The 17,717-nt window shown below is 66.4% G+C and carries 18 protein-coding genes and 1 tRNA gene; 11 read left to right on the top strand and 8 right to left on the bottom strand.

Annotation, left to right across the window (positions count from 1 at the left end; all coding sequences use genetic code 11):
• The coding region (locus tag VEA80_RS18710; RefSeq protein ID WP_325062309.1) for a 2-oxo acid dehydrogenase subunit E2 at positions 1-747 on the top strand (747 nt) is incomplete at its 5' end.
• Positions 748-757: 10 nt separating this feature from the next.
• On the top strand, positions 758-1,918 hold the full coding sequence (locus tag VEA80_RS18705) for an aromatic amino acid transaminase (protein WP_325062308.1): 1,161 nt from the start codon (positions 758-760) through the stop codon (positions 1,916-1,918).
• 151 nt (positions 1,919-2,069) lie between these two features.
• Here VEA80_RS18705 and paaZ read toward each other — a convergent pair whose 3' ends face one another.
• Together paaZ and paaG are read right to left on the bottom strand one after the other, a co-directional pair.
• Positions 2,070-4,088: a phenylacetic acid degradation bifunctional protein PaaZ gene (gene paaZ, locus VEA80_RS18700; RefSeq protein WP_325062307.1), complete on the bottom strand. Its 2,019-nt coding sequence runs from the start codon at positions 4,086-4,088 to the stop codon at positions 2,070-2,072.
• A gap of 88 nt (positions 4,089-4,176) precedes the next feature.
• On the bottom strand, positions 4,177-4,965 hold the full coding sequence (gene paaG, locus VEA80_RS18695) for a 2-(1,2-epoxy-1,2-dihydrophenyl)acetyl-CoA isomerase PaaG (protein ID WP_325062306.1): 789 nt from the start codon (positions 4,963-4,965) through the stop codon (positions 4,177-4,179).
• Between the two features lie 67 nt (positions 4,966-5,032).
• Here paaG and paaI point away from each other — a divergent pair, with 67 nt between their 5' ends.
• From paaI to VEA80_RS18660, 7 genes are all read left to right on the top strand, one after another.
• Positions 5,033-5,458 (top strand): hydroxyphenylacetyl-CoA thioesterase PaaI, encoded by a 426-nt coding sequence (gene paaI / locus VEA80_RS18690; protein ID WP_325062305.1) that lies wholly within the window; start codon positions 5,033-5,035, stop codon positions 5,456-5,458.
• 55 nt (positions 5,459-5,513) lie between these two features.
• Entirely contained in the window at positions 5,514-6,503 is a 990-nt protein-coding gene (gene paaA, locus VEA80_RS18685) for a 1,2-phenylacetyl-CoA epoxidase subunit PaaA (protein ID WP_325062304.1), read from the top strand.
• 65 nt (positions 6,504-6,568) lie between these two features.
• Complete coding sequence (locus VEA80_RS18680; RefSeq protein ID WP_325062303.1) at positions 6,569-7,033, top strand: DUF3291 domain-containing protein; 465 nt, start codon at positions 6,569-6,571, stop codon at positions 7,031-7,033.
• Between the two features lie 4 nt (positions 7,034-7,037).
• Entirely contained in the window at positions 7,038-7,331 is a 294-nt protein-coding gene (paaB, locus tag VEA80_RS18675) for a 1,2-phenylacetyl-CoA epoxidase subunit PaaB (RefSeq protein ID WP_325062302.1), read from the top strand.
• Complete coding sequence (gene paaC / locus VEA80_RS18670) at positions 7,331-8,092, top strand: 1,2-phenylacetyl-CoA epoxidase subunit PaaC (protein ID WP_325062301.1); 762 nt, start codon at positions 7,331-7,333, stop codon at positions 8,090-8,092. The genes paaB and paaC overlap by 1 nt, the downstream gene beginning before the upstream one ends.
• 110 nt (positions 8,093-8,202) lie before the next feature.
• Complete coding sequence (paaD, locus tag VEA80_RS18665) at positions 8,203-8,676, top strand: 1,2-phenylacetyl-CoA epoxidase subunit PaaD (protein WP_325062300.1); 474 nt, start codon at positions 8,203-8,205, stop codon at positions 8,674-8,676.
• Between the two features lie 145 nt (positions 8,677-8,821).
• On the top strand, positions 8,822-9,898 hold the full coding sequence (locus tag VEA80_RS18660) for a 2Fe-2S iron-sulfur cluster-binding protein (protein WP_325062299.1): 1,077 nt from the start codon (positions 8,822-8,824) through the stop codon (positions 9,896-9,898).
• Positions 9,899-10,270: 372 nt separating this feature from the next.
• Here VEA80_RS18660 and VEA80_RS18655 read toward each other — a convergent pair whose 3' ends face one another.
• The 5 genes from VEA80_RS18655 to VEA80_RS18635 all read right to left on the bottom strand — a co-directional run bounded on the left by VEA80_RS18655 (position 10,271) and on the right by VEA80_RS18635 (position 14,485).
• Positions 10,271-10,870, bottom strand: coding sequence for a TetR/AcrR family transcriptional regulator (locus VEA80_RS18655; RefSeq protein WP_325062298.1), 600 nt, complete (start codon positions 10,868-10,870; stop codon positions 10,271-10,273).
• A gap of 219 nt (positions 10,871-11,089) precedes the next feature.
• Complete coding sequence (locus VEA80_RS18650; RefSeq protein ID WP_325062297.1) at positions 11,090-12,229, bottom strand: DSD1 family PLP-dependent enzyme; 1,140 nt, start codon at positions 12,227-12,229, stop codon at positions 11,090-11,092.
• Entirely contained in the window at positions 12,229-13,497 is a 1,269-nt protein-coding gene (locus tag VEA80_RS18645) for a D-arabinono-1,4-lactone oxidase (protein WP_325062296.1), read from the bottom strand. Before VEA80_RS18645 ends, VEA80_RS18650 begins: the two co-directional genes overlap by 1 nt.
• Positions 13,498-13,559: 62 nt before the next feature.
• Positions 13,560-14,399 carry an exodeoxyribonuclease III gene (gene xth / locus VEA80_RS18640; RefSeq protein WP_325062295.1) on the bottom strand — a complete coding sequence of 280 codons (840 nt, stop codon included), beginning with the start codon at positions 14,397-14,399 and terminating at the stop codon, positions 13,560-13,562.
• A gap of 9 nt (positions 14,400-14,408) precedes the next feature.
• A tRNA-Met gene (locus VEA80_RS18635) sits at positions 14,409-14,485 on the bottom strand.
• A 178-nt stretch (positions 14,486-14,663) separates the two neighbouring features.
• Here VEA80_RS18635 and VEA80_RS18630 point away from each other — a divergent pair.
• On the top strand, positions 14,664-15,155 hold the full coding sequence (locus tag VEA80_RS18630) for an Lrp/AsnC family transcriptional regulator (protein WP_325062294.1): 492 nt from the start codon (positions 14,664-14,666) through the stop codon (positions 15,153-15,155).
• Here VEA80_RS18630 and VEA80_RS18625 read toward each other — a convergent pair.
• Entirely contained in the window at positions 15,145-16,032 is an 888-nt protein-coding gene (locus VEA80_RS18625; protein WP_325062293.1) for a C13 family peptidase, read from the bottom strand. The two genes, VEA80_RS18630 and VEA80_RS18625, sit on opposite strands and share 11 nt — an antisense overlap.
• Before the next feature lie 90 nt (positions 16,033-16,122).
• Here VEA80_RS18625 and VEA80_RS18620 point away from each other — a divergent pair, with 90 nt between their 5' ends.
• A complete protein-coding gene (locus VEA80_RS18620) occupies positions 16,123-17,373 on the top strand; it encodes a DUF3754 domain-containing protein (protein ID WP_325062292.1) in 1,251 nt (416 codons plus the stop codon).
• The last annotated feature ends 344 nt before the right edge of the window (positions 17,374-17,717 follow it).

The raw sequence follows: 17,717 nt of genomic DNA, 5'->3' as shown, positions 1-17,717 counted from the left end.
CAGAGGCCCGTCGAGGGCGTGATTGCGGCCGCGACCGGCGAGGTCGCCTCGCATTTCCTGCCGCACGACCGGATGCGGCTTGCGATCGCCGAGAATATGCATCGCTCGGTGACCGACGCGCCGCACGTCACCGCCGTGTTCGAGGCCGATTTCAGCGCGATCATCGCCCACCGTGAAGCGCACAAGGCGGCCTGGGCGAAGAAGGGCGTCAAGCTCACCTACACCGCCTATCTGGTCGCCGCCGCGGCAGAGGCGATGAAGGTGGCGCCGGCGATCAACAGCCGCTGGCACGCCGACAGGCTCGAGCTCTACGACGACATCCATATCGGCGTCGGCACGGCCCTCGGCACCAAGGGGCTGATCGTGCCGGTGCTGCGCGAGGTGCAGAAGCTGTCGCTCAAGGGGATCGCCTCCGGCCTCGACGATCTTGTCGAGCGCGCGCGCGCCGAGAAGCTGACCGGGACCGACATTCGCGGCGGCACGTTCACCATCTCCAACCATGGCGTCTCCGGTTCGCTGTTTGCGGCGCCGATCATCATCAACCAGCCGCAATCGGCGATCCTGGGCGTCGGCAAGCTGGAGAAACGCGTCGTCGTGCGCGAGGTGGGCGGCCAGGACGCGATCCTGGTGCGGCCGATGGCCTACGTCTCGCTCACCATCGACCACCGCGTGCTCGACGGTCATCAGACCAATGCCTGGCTCACGCGCTTCGTCGAAGTTCTTGAAACCTGGCCTTCGGAAGATTGAAAGCAGACCGATGATTGAAACGCTCGCGCCGAAGGCGCCCGATCCGCTCCTGAAGATCATCAAGATGTTCCGCGAGGACCCGCGGAGCGACAAGATCGATCTCGGCGTAGGCGTCTACAAAGACGCGACCGGCAATACACCGGTGATGCGTGCGGTGAAGGAGGCCGAAGCGCTGCTGCTCGCGAACCAGAAGACGAAAACCTACGTCGGCCAGCAGGGCGACGTGGATTTTCTGAAGCTGGTCGGCCAGCTCGCGTTCGGCGAGATGTCGCGCCAGTTCGTTTCGATCCAGGCGGTCGGCGGCACCGGCGCGTTGCGGCTGGGCTGCGACCTGCTGCGCGAAAGCGGCGCCAAGCGCATCGTGCTGCCGCAGCCGTGTTGGCCGAACCATCCATCGATCGTGCGCGCGGCGCGGCTCGAGCCCGTCGATGTCTCCTTCTTCGACCTCGCCCAGCAGCGCATCGACATGGACGCGCTGATCGCCGGCTTCGATCGGGCTGAGCGCGGCGACGCGGTGATCCTGCAGGCGTGCTGCCACAATCCGCTTGGCGCGGATTTCTCGCTGGAGCAATGGACGGCGCTGGCGGATGCGCTGAACGCGCGGGGTCTGATCCCGTTTGTCGATCTGGCTTATCAGGGCTTCGGCGACGGCATCGACGAAGACGTCGCGGGCGCCCGGGCGCTGGCGGAGCGCGTGCCGGAAGCGGTGATCGCCGTTTCGGAAGCGAAGTCGTTCGGCATCTATCGGGAGCGCGTCGGCGCGCTCTATGTGAAGACGGCTGAGAAGGCGCGCGCGGCGGCGATGAGCAATCTCGCCGCGATCGCGCGCGCGAACTACTCGATGCCGCCGGATCACGGCGCTGCGATCGTGCGCGAAGTGCTGAGCGATGATGCGCTGCGGGCAAGCTGGCGCGAGGAGCTCGATGAAATCCGCGGCCACATCAAGCGCACGCGCCTCGCGCTAGCGGCCGAGCGGGTGAACTCGATCCCGATGCATCTCATCGCGGACCAGAAGGGCATGTTCTCGACGCTGCCGCTGAACGACGCGCAAGTGACGGCGCTGCGGGAGACGCACGGGATTTACATGACGGACGCAGCGCGGATTAACGTGGCGGGGCTGCGGGAGGCGGATATCCCGCGGTTTGTGGAAGCGTTGAGATCGGTGGCTTAGCGCTCCGCTTATGCTCCCCACCTCGTGGGGAGCTGTCGACATGCGAAGCATGGAGACTGAGGGGCGAGTCGTCGGCCTTTTACGCGCCCCTCCGCTTCCCCCGGCTTTCGCCGGGGTCAGCACCTCCCCGCACGGCGGGGAGGACAAGAACTCACGCCGCGTTCATGGTCAGCAAATCGTACACCGCAACGGTTTCGCCATCGCGGTTGGAGACTACGACATCCCAGCGCACTTCGCCTTGATCGGGTTTGCAGAGCGTCTTGTCTTTCACCGTGAGCGCGACTTGGATGGCGTCGCCGGGTTTCACCGGCTTGACGAAGCGCAGATTGTCGAGGCCGTAGTTCGCCAGCACCGGGCCCGGATCGGGATCGACGAAGAGGCCGGCGGCGAACGCAAGGATCAGGTAACCGTGCGCGACGCGGCCGCCGAACAGCGGATTGGCGCGCGCGGCTTCCTCGTCCATGTGCGCGTAGAAGGTGTCGCCGGTGAAGTGGGCGAAGTGCTCGATATCGTCGAGCGTGATTTCGCGCGACTTGGTTTTGAGCTGATAGCCGATCGGCAGATCGTGGAATTTGCGCCGGAACGGATGTTCGCTCGCCGCCTGCACCGGCATGCCGGCGACGTAGCGGTTCACGATGGCGGCGAGCACGCGGGGATGGCCCTGCAACGCGGTGCGCTGCATGTAGTGCGTGACGCCGCGAATGCCGCCCATCTCCTCGCCGCCGCCGGCGCGGCCGGGGCCGCCGTGGATCATATGCGGCATCGGCGAGCCGTGGCCGGTGCTCTCTTTGGCGCTGTCGCGATCGATGAAGGCGATGCGGCCGTGGAACGAGCCGGCGCCGAGCACGAGATCGCGGGCGAAACTCGTGTCGTGCGTAAACGCGCTCATGACGAGTGAGCCCTTGCCGCGATTGGCTAGCGCGACGGCGTCGGCCGCGTCCTTGTACGGCATGATCGTCGAGACCGGCCCGAACGCTTCGACGTCGTGCACGGCGCGCGCGGCCCACGGATTTTCGCAGCGCAGCAGTATCGGCGAGAGAAACGCGCCCTTCTCGTTCACCGGCGCGGCGTTCGGATCGCCGTAGACGATCGAAGCATCGGCGCCGATCTCCTTAATCTTTGCACGCACGTCGTCCCGCTGGCTCGTGCTGACGAGCGCGCCCATGCGCGTGGCTTCGTCGCGCGGATCGCCGATGGTGAGCTTGTCGAGGCGCGCCTTGAGCGCCTCCTGCGCCGCATCGAGCAGCGCGGCCGGCACGAGGCCGCGGCGGATGGCGGTGCACTTCTGGCCCGCCTTCACCGTCATTTCCTTGGCGACCTCCTTGATGAAGAGGTCGAACTCCGGGGAATCCGGCGTCGCGTCCGGGCCGAGCACCGAGGCGTTGAGCGAATCCTGTTCGGCGACGAAGCGCACGCTCTCGCGCTGAATCACCGGATGGCTTTTGAGCTTCGCGGCGGTGGCGGCGGAGCCGGTGAAGGAGACCACATCCTGCGACGTGAGATGATCGAAGAGATCGCCGGTGGAGCCGACGATGAGCTGCAGCGCACCTTTGGGCAGCACGTTCGCTTCCAGCATGATGCGCACAGCGGCTTCGGTGAGATAGGCGGTCGCGCTGGCGGGCTTCACGATCGCGGCGACGCCGGCGAGAAACGTCGGCGCGAGCTTCTCCAGCATGCCCCAGACGGGGAAGTTGAAGGCGTTGATGTGGACGGCGGCACCTTGCAGCGAAGTGAAGACGTGCAGGCCCTGGAACGTGCCGCCGCGCGAGAGCGCTTCGACATTGCCGTCGATCAGGATGGTGTCGTTCGGCAGCTCGCGCCGGCCCTTGCCTTGATAGACGGCGAACGTGCCGATGCCGCCGTCGATGTCGACCCAGCTGTCGGCTTTGGTAGCGCCGGTGTTGTAGGAGAGTTCGTAGAGCTCTTCCTTGCGCGCGGTGAGCGCTTCGGCGAGCGCTTTCAGCATCAGCGCGCGCTGGTGAAAGGTGAGTTTGCGCAGCGCCGGCCCGCCCTGCTCGCGGGCGTGGCGGAGCATGGCGGCGAAGTCGAGCCCTTGCGATGAAGTGAGCGCGACGACGTCGCCGTCGATGGCGGAGCGCAGTTCGGCCATGCCGCCGGCGCCGGCGATCCATTGGCCCTCGGCGAAGTTCTGCAGGGTGATCGGTTTCATCATTCGCTCCGGCGTTCGTGAGTGGGAGCGCGGCGCTCCGCGCCGCATGCGCGACGGAGTCGCGCGCTCCAATCTCCACTCATTCGTCTCAGCTTCCCGTGAACCTCGGCGGCCGCTTTTCCATGAACGCGGCGACGCCTTCTTTGTAGTCATGCGTGCGCCCGAGAGCGCGTTGCGCGTCGCGTTCGACATCGAGCTGTTCGGCGAGCGTACGCGCGCCGCTTTCGCGGATCAGCTTTTTGGTCGCCGCGAGGCCCTTGGTTGGCGCGGACGCGAACTTCTGCGCGAGCGCATCGGTCTCTTCGGCGAGCTTATCGTCGTCGACGCACTTCCAGATCATGGCCCAGCTTTCGGCGCGTTCGGCGGTGAGCGGTTCGCCGGTGAGGGCAAGGCCCATGGCGCGGGCTTGGCCGGCGAGGCGCGGCAAGGTCCAGGTGCCGCCGCTGTCGGGAATGAGGCCGATATTGGCGAAGCTCTGGATGAACTTGGCGCTCCGCGCGGCGATGACGATGTCGCAGGCGAGCGCGATATTCGCGCCAGCGCCGGCGGCGACGCCGTTGACGGCGCAGATCACCGGCATCTCGAGCGATGTGAGCCGCCGGATCAGCGGATTGTAGCGCTTCTCCAGCGACTCGCCGAGATCGACACCGTCGCCGCCGGGCGCGACGGCGCGGTCGGATAAATCCTGCCCCGCACAGAAGCCGCGGCCGGCGCCGGTGAGCACCAGCACGCGCGCCTCGCTGTTCGCCACGCTGTCGAGCGCGCGCGCGACTTCGTCGTGCATCTGCACGGTGAAGCTGTTCAGGCGATCGGGGCGATTGAGGGTGAGGCGCGCGACGCCGCCGGCGCTCTCGAAGAGAATGGTCTCGTAGTCCATGGGCCCTCCTCGCACGTCGGCGTGGCGTATGATAGAACGCCTGGTCGGTCAATTCACGAGACAAGGCATGAGCGAAGCGGACGATCTGGCGCTGCGCGTCGCGCAGACGTTGCTGGCGCGCGAAGGCACAGGACCAGCCTGGGGCGTCGAGATCGAAGCGGCGCGCGAAGGCTATGCCCGCGTGCGCATGGTCGTGCGCGAGGACATGCTGAACGGCCACCGCAGCGCCCATGGCGGCATGATCTTCGCGGTGGCCGACACCGCGTTCGCGTACGCCTGCAATTCGCGCAACGACACGACGGTGGCGCAGAGCGCGACGATCGCGTTCCTGGCGCCCGCCTCCGCCGGCGACGCGCTGGTGGCGGAGGCGCGCGAGATTTCGCGCAGCGGCCGCAGCGGCGTCTATCACGTCAGCGTGCGCACGGCGGACGGACGCGCCATCGCTGAATTTACTGGGCTTTCCCGCACCATTGGCGGGGCGGTAATTAATTGACCGAGCGGTCAGTGAAACCTATATTAGTCGGCTGAAAGTTCCGAAAGGCGCGGCCATGTACACGACCGATATGAGCGGCAAGAAAAAGGCCGAGGCGGTGGCGGAAGATCCCGCGCGCGTGGCGGCGTTCGAGGCGCGCGTCGCCAACGACCAATTCATCGAGCCGAAGGACTGGATGCCCGAGGCGTACCGGAAGACGCTGATCCGGCAGATTTCGCAGCACGCGCACAGCGAAATCGTCGGCATGCTGCCCGAAGGCAATTGGATCACGCGCGCGCCGAACTTGCGGCGCAAGGCGATCCTCTTGGCCAAGGTGCAGGACGAAGGCGGACACGGGCTTTATCTCTACGCGGCGGCGGAGACGCTCGGGATCACGCGCGATGAAATGACCGAAGCGCTGCTCAGCGGCAAAGCCAAGTACTCGACGATCTTCAATTATCCGACGCTGACCTGGGCCGACATCGGCGCGATCGGCTGGCTGGTCGACGGCGCGGCGATCATGAACCAGGTGCCGCTGCAACGGACCTCGTATGGGCCGTACGCGCGCGCGATGGTGCGCATCTGCAAGGAAGAAAGCTTCCACCAGCGCCAGGGCTACGAGATCATGATGCATCTGGCGAACGGCACGCCGGAGCAGAAGGCGATGGCGCAGGATGCGCTCGATCGCTGGTGGTGGCCGTCGCTCATGATGTTCGGCCCGCCGGACGACAAGTCGCCCAACACCGAGCAGAGCATGCGCTGGCGCATCAAGCGCGACACCAATGACGAGCTGCGGCAGAAGTTCGTCGACATCACCGTGCCGCAAGCCGAAGCGATCGGGCTCACCGTGCCGGACCCGGCGCTGAAGTGGAACGAAGTGCGCGGCGCCCACGACTTCGGCGAAGTCGACTGGGACGAGTTCTGGGCCGTCGTGAAGGGCGAAGGCCCGGTCGCCAAAGAACGCATGCAGGCGCGCCAGAAAGCGTGGGACGACGGCGCCTGGGTGCGCGAGGCCGCGCGCGTGCATGCAGAGAAGCGCGCGGCGGCAAAGCTGGCGGCGGAGTGATGCGCTACCGTCTCGCCCTGCGCCTTCCTATATCCTCGTCGGCTGCTTGAGTCGGGAGGAAAATCATGCACGTCGCAGAACTGAACATCGGCCGCGCGCTCTATCCGCTCGACGATCCGCGCATGGCGGGCTTCATGAATGCGCTCGCCGCCATCAATGCGATCGCCGACCGCTCGCCCGGCTTTGTCTGGCGCATGGCGGACGAAAACGGCGCCGGCAACACCGATACGAAATACACCGACGATCCGCAGCAGATCGTCAACATGTCGGTGTGGGAGACGGCCGACGCGCTGGAGCACTTCGTGTGGAAGACGGCGCACCAGAAGATCTACAATCAGAAACACGCCTGGTTCGAGAAGCCGACGCAAGCGATCTTCGTGATGTGGCCGGTCGAAGAAGGCCACATCCCGACGCTGGAGGAAGCGCTTGAACGTCTGGAACACCTGCGCGCGCACGGATCGACCGAGCACGCTTTCGGATGGGACCATCTCGCCCATTTGAAAGCCTGGATGACGAAGCAATGCGGATAACAAGATGAGCGATCCGAAGAAGGAATGGCCGCTGTGGGAAGTGTTCGTGCGCGGCAAGGGCGGGCTGTCGCACCGCCATGTCGGCAGCGTGCACGCGGCGGACGCGAAGATGGCGGTCGAGCACGCGCGCGACACCTACACGCGGCGGCTGGAAGGCGTGAGCCTCTGGGTCGTGCCGTCGGCGGAGATCACCGCGTCGGATCCGGGCGATGCGGCGGCGTTGTTCGAGCCGGCCGAGGACAAGGTCTATCGCCACCCAACCTTCTATTCGATCCCCGACCATATCAAACACCTCTGATGGCGCGCGACCTCCCTCCTCTCGCCGCGTATGCGATGCGTCTGGGCGACGACGCATTGATCCTCGGTCAGCGCCTCTCCGAATGGTGCGGGCATGCGCCGGCGCTGGAGGTCGATCTGTCGCTGGCGAACGTGGCGCTCGATCAGATCGGCCAGGCGACGCATTTTCTCGGCCTCGCCGGCGAGATCGAGGGCAAGGGGCGCGATGCGGATGCGCTGGCGTTTCGCCGCGATGTGATGGATTTCACCAACTGCCTCCTGGTCGAGCAGCCGAACGGCGATTTCGCGCAGACGATCGCGCGGCAATTCCTGTTCTCGCACTACCAGGAGCTGCTCTATGCGGCGCTCGCGACGTCGAAAGACGCGCGCTTCGCGGCGGTGGCGGCCAAAGCGGTGAAGGAAGTCACTTATCACGCGACTTTGGCGAGCGATTGGGTCGTGCGCCTGGGCGACGGCACCGACGAGAGCCGCGCGCGCATGATCGCTGGTTTGGATTGGATGTGGCGCTTCGCGGACGAATTGTTCGCGATGGATGAGATAGACGCGGCCGCGCTCGCGGCCGGCGTCGGCGTCGACAAGGCGGCGCTGCGCGGCGCCTGGGATCAGCGTGTGGATGCGGTGCTGGCGGAGGCGACTCTGGAGCGGCCTCCGGCGCGGCGGCCGGTGCTGGGCGGACGCGCCGGCCGGCATTCGGAGCATCTGGGACACTTGCTGACCGAGATGCAGTTTCTGCAGCGCGCGTATCCGGGAGCGACGTGGTGACGGACTATCACCATCGTCATCCCGGGACTCACGAAGTGAGAACCCGGGATCCAGGGGCCACGAGCGCGTCGTTTGCCCCTGGATCCCGGATCGCGCTTCGCGCGTCCGGGATGACGGAGGAAAATAAGCAGCGTTTGCTAGCAATTCTGGCCGCCGTCCCCGATCCTGAAATCCCCGCCGTCTCGGTGCTCGACCTCGGCATCGTGCGCGAGATCAGTCCAACGCGCGTCGTCATCACCCCGACCTACACCGGCTGCCCCGCGACGCTGGCGATCGAGCAAGCCATCCGCGCCGCGCTCGATGCGCACGGCTTTGGCGATGTCGCCATCGAGACGACGCTCTCGCCGCCCTGGTCGAGCGACTGGATCAGCGATGAAGGTCGCGAAAAGCTGCGCGCCTACGGCATCGCGCCGCCGCCGAAAGGCGCGGGCGCCTCGGCGCTGAAGAACGCGCAAGCGGCGGAATGCCCGCGCTGCGGCTCTCTGAATACCGAAGAAATTTCCCGCTTCGGCTCGACGCCGTGCAAGGCGCTGTGGCGCTGCAAGGCGTGCGCGGAGCCGTTCGACAGGTTCAAGTGTCACTAAGTGTTGGCCCAACTGCTCCCCCGTTTACGGGGGAGCTGTCAGCGCGCATGAGCGCGATGACTGAAGGGGCGGAGGCGCGCAGCTGCCGGACTTTCCCCCTCCGGCTCGCTTCGCTCGCCACCTCCCCCGCATGCGGGGGAGGATTATGAGCATTGACTTCCACAGACTGCGCGTCGCCGAGGTGAAGCGCGAGACGCCGGATGCGGTCTCGGTGCGGCTCGAACTGCCGGAAGAGCTGCGCGAGACGTTCGCGTTCCGCGCCGGCCAGCACCTCACCTTCCGCCGTGAGATCGGCGGCGAAGAGGTGCGGCGCAATTATTCGCTCTGCGTCAGCCCGAGCGAAGGGGTGCTGAAGATCGGCGTCAAGAAAATCGCCGGCGGCGTGTTCTCAGGCTGGGTCAACGCCGAGCTCAAAGCCGGCGACGAACTCGAAGTCATGGCGCCGCACGGCTCGTTCTGCTGGACGTTCGACGCCGAGGCCCGCAACGAATACGTCGCTTTCGCCGGCGGTTCGGGCATCACGCCGATTCTGTCGCTGATGAAGACGGCGCTTTCGCTCGAGCCGCATTCGCGCTTCACCTTGTTCTACGGCAATCGCAACTCGATCGGCGTCATGTTCCTGGAGGAGATCGCGGCGCTGAAGGACCGCTATCTCGACCGGCTGAGCGTTTATCATTTCCTCGAAGAGGAGGAAGAAGAGATCGCGCTGTTCAATGGGCGGCTGGATCAGGCGAAGGCGGAGGAAATTCTTTCGACTCTCGTGTGCACGGCGCACGTGGACGCATTCTTCATCTGCGGGCCTGGGCCGATGATGGATGCGATCGAAGAAGCGCTGGTCGCGCGCGGCGTCGAGAAGCCGCGTATCCTGATCGAGCGCTTCACCACCGGCCCGCTCTCCGCCGCGCAGGCGGCGGCGGCGCGGGCGCTCGAGGAGCAAGCCGCGGGTTTGCGCATGAGCGTGACGCTGAACGGGCGGCGCGTGCAGGTCGCGTTCGATCCCGAGAAGCACTCGATCCTGGATAATGTGCGCGCCGCCGGCCTGCCGGCGCCGTTCGCGTGCAAAGGCGGCGTCTGTGCGACCTGCAGGGCGAAGGTGACGAGCGGCGAAGTGCAGATGAAGGTGAATTACGGGCTGTCGGCGGAAGAGCTGGCCGAAGGCTACGTGCTGACCTGCCAGGCGACGCCGGTGAGCGAAGGCGTGGCGCTGACGTATGATGCTTAACGAACCGCGCAGCTTTCTTCAGCACTAAGCTCACGAAGAATAACTACCGATCCAGTGCGGTCCTGAATACAGGCGGCTGCGTTGCCACGCGGATGTGTACAAGCGTCCTCAATCGGCTCGACCAGCAGACGCAAACCGCCGCCTACAGTCCTTGATAAAAGGAACTCTGAAGTGCGTGCGTCCCGGATCAAAAGATAGTCCCGATAATCGCGGCCTGCTCGCGAACGCAATCGAATGCGATCTCCGAAATCATACTGGTACGTTCCGCACACCGCGATCGGAGTAGCGCTTGGCTGTAGCTCGGCGAGCTGAGCCCCTGCGCAGCTCGCAATGAACATACTAAGGACCACTAATCGGGTCAGGCTCATCGTCTTACTCCGCCGCCCTCCGCAGCCCGCCCAGCGTCAAATCCACCGCCATCTCCGCCAGCGCGCCGGCGCTGACGGGGCCGCGCGGATCGAACCAGGTGTGGGTCCAGTTGATGGTGCCGAAGAACAGCATCGCCGCCGAAAACGCCGCGCCGCTTTTCTTCTTCAGCGTCGGCTCGATCTCGACCAGCAGCTTCTGCACCATCTCGATCAGCCCGCGCTGCACGGCGACGATCTCGGCGCGGCGCGCCTTCGGCAGGCGCCCCAAATCGTTCAGCAGCACTTTGTGGCGATCGGCGGCGCCGACATAGAGCGCCATGAAGCGGTGCGTGAGCTCGCGCAGCTTGCGCTCGGGCGGCTCGGCGCCCGCCGTCGCTTCGCGCGCCGCCGTTTCGAGCGCGCGCACGTGGCTGATCATGACGTCGTAGAGAATGTCGTCCTTCGATTGGTAATAGTGATAAATCAGCGATTTCGAGATCTTGCCGCGCTTGGCGATGTCGGCGACCGAGGCGCCGTTATAGCCCTCGCGCGCGAACAGCGCCGCCGCCGTCTCGACGATCGCGTCCTTCCGTTCATCGTACTCGACTGCTTGCGTGCGCGCCATTTCCCTCTCTCGTGCAAGATACAGGCGAGGACAGGGCTTGCACCAGCCCTAGAAAATCAAACACCCATCCCCGGATGCGACTCCCGCGAAAGCGGGCGGAGCAGTCCGGGGCCCATAAACTCAGTTCTGCGTGATTTCTCGATAGAGTTGTGTTTATGGGTCCCGGGCTCGCCGCTTTGCGGCGCCCCGGGAATGGGTGTGAAACGTTCGAAGGCAGCCTCAGCGTGAACGCCCGCGCGCGGTGACCGGCCAGATGTCGATCAAGGTGTCGCCGCGGACGACGTGAAAGGCGTCGTAGAGATTGACGGTCGGGTCGCAGTGCGGCGCGGTGAGCGTGATGCGGTCGCCGATCTTGAAATCATGCCCCGGCGCGATCAAAGCGGCGTGCTCATCGCCCATGAAGAAGAAAGCGGAGTCCGCCGGCGCGCCGGCGGCAATGGCGGGATTGCCGCCGTCGGTGGAGAGGGCTTTGAAGCCTGAGTCGATCGTCGCCATGCTCGGCGCGTTGGCGCTGATGACGTGCGTATCGATATAGAGCGCCGTCTCGAACGGCGCGGCGCCTTCGCCGGAAAGGTCGCAGTCGAGATATTGCTTGTCCATGAAGACGTAGGATCCCACCTGCAGCTCGGTGAAAACACCGAGCGCGGCGTCGATGCGATGCGTGCCGGTGCCGCCGCCGGTGACGATCTCAGGCGCAAGGCCGCTTCGCGCGAGCAGGTCGACGACGCTCTTCAGGTAGGCCGTGCGCTCTTCGATCGCAGCGCGGCGATCGGCGAACGCAGCGATGTGCTGCTGCGCGCCGCAATAGAATTGCACGCCGGCGAAACGAAGCGGCCCGGCTGCAGCAATCCGCTGCGCAAGCGCGAGCGCGGCCTCGGGCGAGGCAACGCCGGTGCGGCGGATGCCGGGATCGATGTCGACGATCACCGGCAGCGGCCGCGACGCCTCGCGCGCGGCGGCTGCGAGCGCATCGACATTGTCCGGGTGATCGGCGACGACCATCAGGTCGCCGATGCGTTCGTGCAGCGCCATGAGCCGCGCGATCGCCTGCGGCGTGACCACAGGCGATGTGATCAAAATCGCGTTGATCCCCTCGCCGGCCAAAGCTTCCGCCTCGCCGATCTTGGCGCAGCACACGCCGCGCGCGCCCGCCGCCATCTGCAGCCGCGCGACATGGACGCTCTTGTGCGTCTTGGCGTGCGGCCGGAGCGCGATGTTGTTGGCGCGCGCGAACGCGGCCATCGCGGCGATGTTGCGCTCCAGCGCGTCACGGTCGAGCACCAGAGCCGGCGTGTTGAGCGCGGCGCGGGAGCCTTGCTGGCCGATGAGCGGGCGGTGCAGGTCGATGTCTCTGGCCATCAGGACTCCACGAAAAGCGATGCGAGATGCGCGTTGGCGAACTTGGCTTCAGGATCGTGCGCGGCGCGCACGGCGCGAAACCGCGCCGCCTGCGGATAGAGCGCATCGACGTCCTCTCTCGTCAACGTGTGACGCTTGGCCCAGTGCGGCCGCCCGCCATGGGCGCGGAAAATCGGCTCAAGCCCGGCGAAGAAGTCGCGCCAGGGCATTTTGGCATACTGGTGCGCGGAGATGGAGATGCAGGGACCGCGGTTGAACGGGCTCAACCAAATGTCGTCGCCGGCGATGGTGCGAAACTCGAACGGAAAGGTGATCGGCAGCTTGCGCGCGCGGATGTAGGCGATGGCCTCGCGCAGCGCGGCCCAGCCGTTCGCCATTGGAATCTCATACTCCATCTCCTCGAACCGCACGCTGCGTTCGGAGGGAAAGATCTGATAGGCGGGCCCTACGCGGCGCTGGCGGACGCCGGGGCGCACGATCAGCGGCTGCAGCCGGCGCGTGAGAAACGGCGCGGCGGCGCAGAGGTCGCAGACCATGCGGAAGGCGCGGTCGTCCATGTCGTTGAGCTGCTTCAGCGGCCCTTCACCGGGCGCAGGATTGAGCGTTTTCAGGATCGCCTGCTCACCGTAGGGGAAGACGAAAAATTCGACGTGGCGATTGTTGGCGACGAGCTCGTCCCAGCGCTCCGCCACTACGTCGAGCGGATGCGATTCGAGGCGCTCCTCCAAGTGATAGGCCGGCAGCACGTCGATCTCGATCCGCGTGGCGACGCCGAGCAAACCGAGCGAGAGGCGCTGCGCTTCGAACAGTTCCGGGCGCTCGCTTGCGCTGCAGGTCAGCACCGCGCCGTCGGCCTGCATCAGCTGAAAGCCGCGCGCGGCGGTGGAGAGCGAGCCGAGCTTTGCGCCGGTGCCGTGCGTGCCGGTGCTGATCGCCCCGGCGAGCGCCTGCGGATTCACATCGCCTTGGTTGACGAGCGAAAGCCCCTCTTCCCAGAGCGCGGCAGTCAGCTTGGCGAGGCTCCAGCCCGCCGGCGCCCAGGCGCGCGTGCGGTCGGCGCTGATGTCGACGCCGCCCTCCAGCTCGGAGAGCGAGACGAGCGCGCCGTCGGTCTCGCAGAGCGGCATGAACGAATGGCCGGCGCCGACGACACGCAGCTTGCGCGCCGTGCGCACGATGTCGGCCAATTCAGCGTCCGTGCGCGGGCGCGTGATCCGCTGCGGCCGCGCCTCGACGCTGCCGGACCAATTGCGCCATCGTTCGCCCAAAGCCGCTCCTCCCCCTCTTCTCTAACCGAGCGCACGGAACGCCGTCGAGCCGCGCGGCGGCTCTAGCGTTTGGCCGCGGTTTTCTTCCTGGCCTTCTTCACCGCCGTTTTGCGCGGCGATCGTTTCGGCGCGGGGCCAAGTTCGATCCAGGTCGGCGCGTGATCGCTGGTCTTTTCCCAGCCGCGAACGTCGCCGTCGACGCCCGCTGCTTTGAGCCGCTTGGCGAGATCGGGGCTGAGCAGCAGATGATCGATCCTGAGGCCGGCGTTGCGCGCATAGGCGTTCCGGAAATAATCCCAGAACGTGTAGATGCGCGCGCCGGGGTGTCGCGCGCGGATCGCGTCGGTCCAGCCCTGCTTCAGCAGCCGCGCATAAGCCTCACGCGCTTCGATGCGGAACAGCGCATCGTCGACCCAGCGCTCCGGCTTGTAGACATCGAGCTCGGTCGGCATCACGTTGTAGTCGCCCGCGAGCACCACCGGGCTGCCGGACCCGATTAGCGTTTTCGCGTGCGCCGTGAGGCGTTCGAACCAGCGCAGCTTGTACTCGAACTTGGGCCCGGGCCAGGGATTGCCGTTCGGCAAGTAGAGGCAGCCGACGATCAGCTCGCCGATCTCGGCTTCGAGATAGCGGCTGTGCACATCCTCCGGATCGCCGGGCAGACCGCGGCGGCGCTCGATCGGCTTGCCGCAGCGGGCCAGGATGGCGACGCCGTTCCAGCTCTTCTGCCCGTGCCAGATCGCCTGATAGCCGGCCGCGTTGATCGCCGCTTCGGGAAAGCGATCGTCCGGCGCCTTCAGCTCCTGCAGACAAACGATGTCCGGCTCCGTCAGCGCGAGCCAGCGCAGGAGCACCTGGAGGCGGCCGTTGACGCCGTTGACGTTGTAGGTGGCGATCCGCATGGGGGAGTATGGTGGTGGCGGGTGGACTTGAACCACCTACCTTGGGGTTATGAATCCCACGCTCTAACCAGATGAGCTACGCCACCGAAGGGCGGGACATGTACGCGCGCCGGCCGGCCGCCGCAAGGTCCCGCCCGCTGGGCCCGGTTCGGCCGCTGCGGCGCGCAACATTATTTCTCCTTCGGCTACTCTGGGCTTGCCCACGGGGGCCTGACCCGCCACTCTGGGCATAATCATCCCAGGGCAGGCCGTGGAGTGGAAACCTTGTCCGAAGAGCTCGACGCCGTCGACGCCAAAATCCTGGATCTGCTGCAGCGGGACGCCAGCCTTTCCATCGCCGAGATCGCCGAGCGGGTCGGGCTCTCCTCCTCGCCGGCCTGGCGGCGGATCGAGCGGCTGAAGAAGGCCGGCGTCATCCTGCGGCAGGTTACGCTGCTCGACCAGGACAAGCTCGGCCTCACTTTCGAAGTGTTCGCGACCGTCAAGCTGCAGCTGCCGTCGCGGGAGAATCTGGACCGGTTCGAGACGGCGATCGCCGAATGGCCGGAAGTGGTGGAGTGCGCCACCGTGACCGGGGCGGTCGACTACATGCTGCGCGTGCTGACGCGCGACATGCATGCGTACGACGATTTCCTCCGCGACAAGATGCTGGCGCTCGGCCTCGTCTCCGACGTGCAGTCGCGCATCGTGATGCGGGTGCCGAAGCGGACCACGTCGGCGCCGCTGGAGCTGATCTCGACTCATCTCAGCGGCTAGCGCGGCGACGGCGCCGTTCGGCTTCGCCCAGCATCTCCGCCGCCACGGCGCCGACGGAGCGCTGCGGGTTGGACGGCGGCGTCAGATTGCGCTCGCGCTCCCAAGTCTCGATGAGGCCCCTCGCGCTTTCGAAACTCTCGAGCAGCGTCGCGCCGCCGCGCAGGCCGCGATTGAACAGCGCGTCGCCGAAGAAAGTCCAATCGTTGTCCGGCTCGCAGCCGAACGACATGCGGTCGTGCTGCGAGGCCGTCAGCACGATGGTGTTGTCGTTGCCGAGGTGGGAAATGAAGGCGCCGGAATAGCAGGCCGAGATGATCACGATCCGGTTGCGGATGCCGGCTTCGGCGAGCAGCGCGGCGAGATGGTTCGGCCGCAATTCGCCGAACATCCTGTCGTGCTCGCGGATCGCGGCGCCGTCCGGGCCGCCATGCGTCGTGACGTAGATGACGACCAAGTCCTCCTCCGGATCGATCAGAGAGCCGACATGGCCGATCGCGGCGGCGATGTTGGTCGGCGTCGCCGGCGGATGCGTGCGCGGCCCCGGCTCCGACGCGGTGAGCACGATCGAGCGCTCCTCGGCGCCGAAATGCGCGCGCAGCAATTCCTCGGCGGCGACCGCCTCGCGGGTGAAGACGGGATCGCCCCACAGCGCCATCGAGATCACGTAAACGTCTTGGCGGCGGCGCCGCTGCGGCGCGAGATTGCGCAGCGTGTCAGCCAGCAGGAAGGCTTGCTGCGCGGCGTCCGGCGCCGATGGCGCGACCTGCACCGCCCTGAACTGGCCCTCCAGCGGATCGCGCTGCGGCTGCTGCTGCGCTGAGGCAAAGCCGGCGCACGACATCCATACCGCAGCGACCAGCCCCCAAGTCCACTTCATCCCCGACCTCCTCCGCGCCAGCTTCCCTTGCCGGCGCACCGCCGGCAAGGCGGATAGCGCGCGGGCCGCAGCTAGGCTAGCACTGGCTTCATGTCCGAACCGAGCAACAGCCGCCGCGACGGTTTCATCGCCGCGCGCAAGAGACACTTGGCCGAATCGATCGCGGCCGACAGCGCCGACGGGGCGACGCTGCGCGAAATGCTGCGGCTGCTCGGCGCGCTGTTGCACCACGAGGCGCACGAACGGCTCGACGCCTTGAAGGCGCTCTATGATCCGCTCGACCCGGATGCGCCGCCGGCGACGCGCGACGTCAGCGCCGCGGCGTTCGAGACGTTCGAAGCGGCGTTCTGCGATGCGCTGATGCGGGCGAATTTCCAGGAAATCGACCCCGACACGGTGCAGACGCGCCGGGCGACGAAGCAACTGACCGGTCTCGCCATCAAACCCTCCAGCGCCGGCATCAGGCGCGTGCGGTTCTTTGCGCGCGGCGTCCGGCCCGAGAAGATCGAGCGCCGCTCCTGGTTCGGGTTGCGCCGCGAAACCGTGCACGCCGAAGTGATGAACGATGTCGTCGTGCTGGTCGGCTTCAAGGCGGAGAGCGAAATCGGACCCGAAGACGCCAAGGCGTTCGCCAGCATGCGCAGAGGCGTGCGTCCGGGCGCGGCGCTGGTGAAGCACTTCCGCAGCGTGGCGACGCCGGAGCTGGTGACGCTGCATCCGGGCGCCAAGCCCAGCATGCGGCCGCGCGATCAGGTGATTCTCGCCGCGCCGGCGATCGCCACCGGCGTGCCGGTGCTGCTCAACATCTGGCCCGCCATCACCGTGATCTTCGCCGTGCTCGCCGCCTATTTCGGCGCGCAGGGCGCAATCGAGGAGAACGAGCTGAAGCGCGCCCTGGCGGCGGTTTCGGGTCTCGTCGCCGTCGGCGCCTTCGTGATGCGCCAGCGGCTGAAGTACGAAGCGCAGACTTTGCGTTATCAGAAGCAGCTGGCCGACACGGTGTATTTCCGCAACCTCGCCAACAATGCCGGCGTGCTCGATCTCTTGGTCGGCGCCGGCGAAGATCAGGACGCCAAGGAAGCGTTTCTCGCCTACGCCGTGCTGCGCGCGTCCGAGCGTCCGCTGGTCAAGGCCGAGATCGACAATGCGGCGGAAGCGTTTCTGCAAGAGCGCTTCGGGCTGGACGTCGATTTCGAGATCAATGACGCGCTCGCCAAGATCGAACGCTTGGGCCTGGTGACGCGCGAGGAGCAAGGCTATCGCGCCATCGCGCCGGCCGAAGCGCTGGCGAAGCTGGACGCCGCGTGGGACGATTTGTTCAGCTTCTCGGCGCGGCGTTAGGATTCGAGGCATGGCGAAGCCCGCGGACCTTTCGGCCCGCTTTCGATCTTCTCACAGTCGTTCCCATCGAAATGGGAGACGGGGCGCGCGATCCGCGCTCGGTAGTCCGTAGTCGGGTGCGTGGATCATCTCTGATCCGCCGCCGCGCGCTTCGCGCGCCCCGGTTTCCGGTCGTTTTTCCCGGCTTGGGACGAGGAGTTGTAGAACGCCGCTTGCGCGGCTCGCCTCCTGCACGATGGAATGCGGACGCGCCTCTTCACACCAGGCCGTATCCGCTCCGACGCAACCCGCCATCGACGGATGGCGTCTCGGGGCTTAGCTCCATTCCCAATTCGCCGGTGCTG

This window comes from Vitreimonas sp. (genome assembly GCF_035627415.1).
Classification (GTDB): domain Bacteria; phylum Pseudomonadota; class Alphaproteobacteria; order Caulobacterales; family Aquidulcibacteraceae; genus Vitreimonas.
This window is presented reverse-complemented; position numbering and strand designations above follow the sequence as displayed.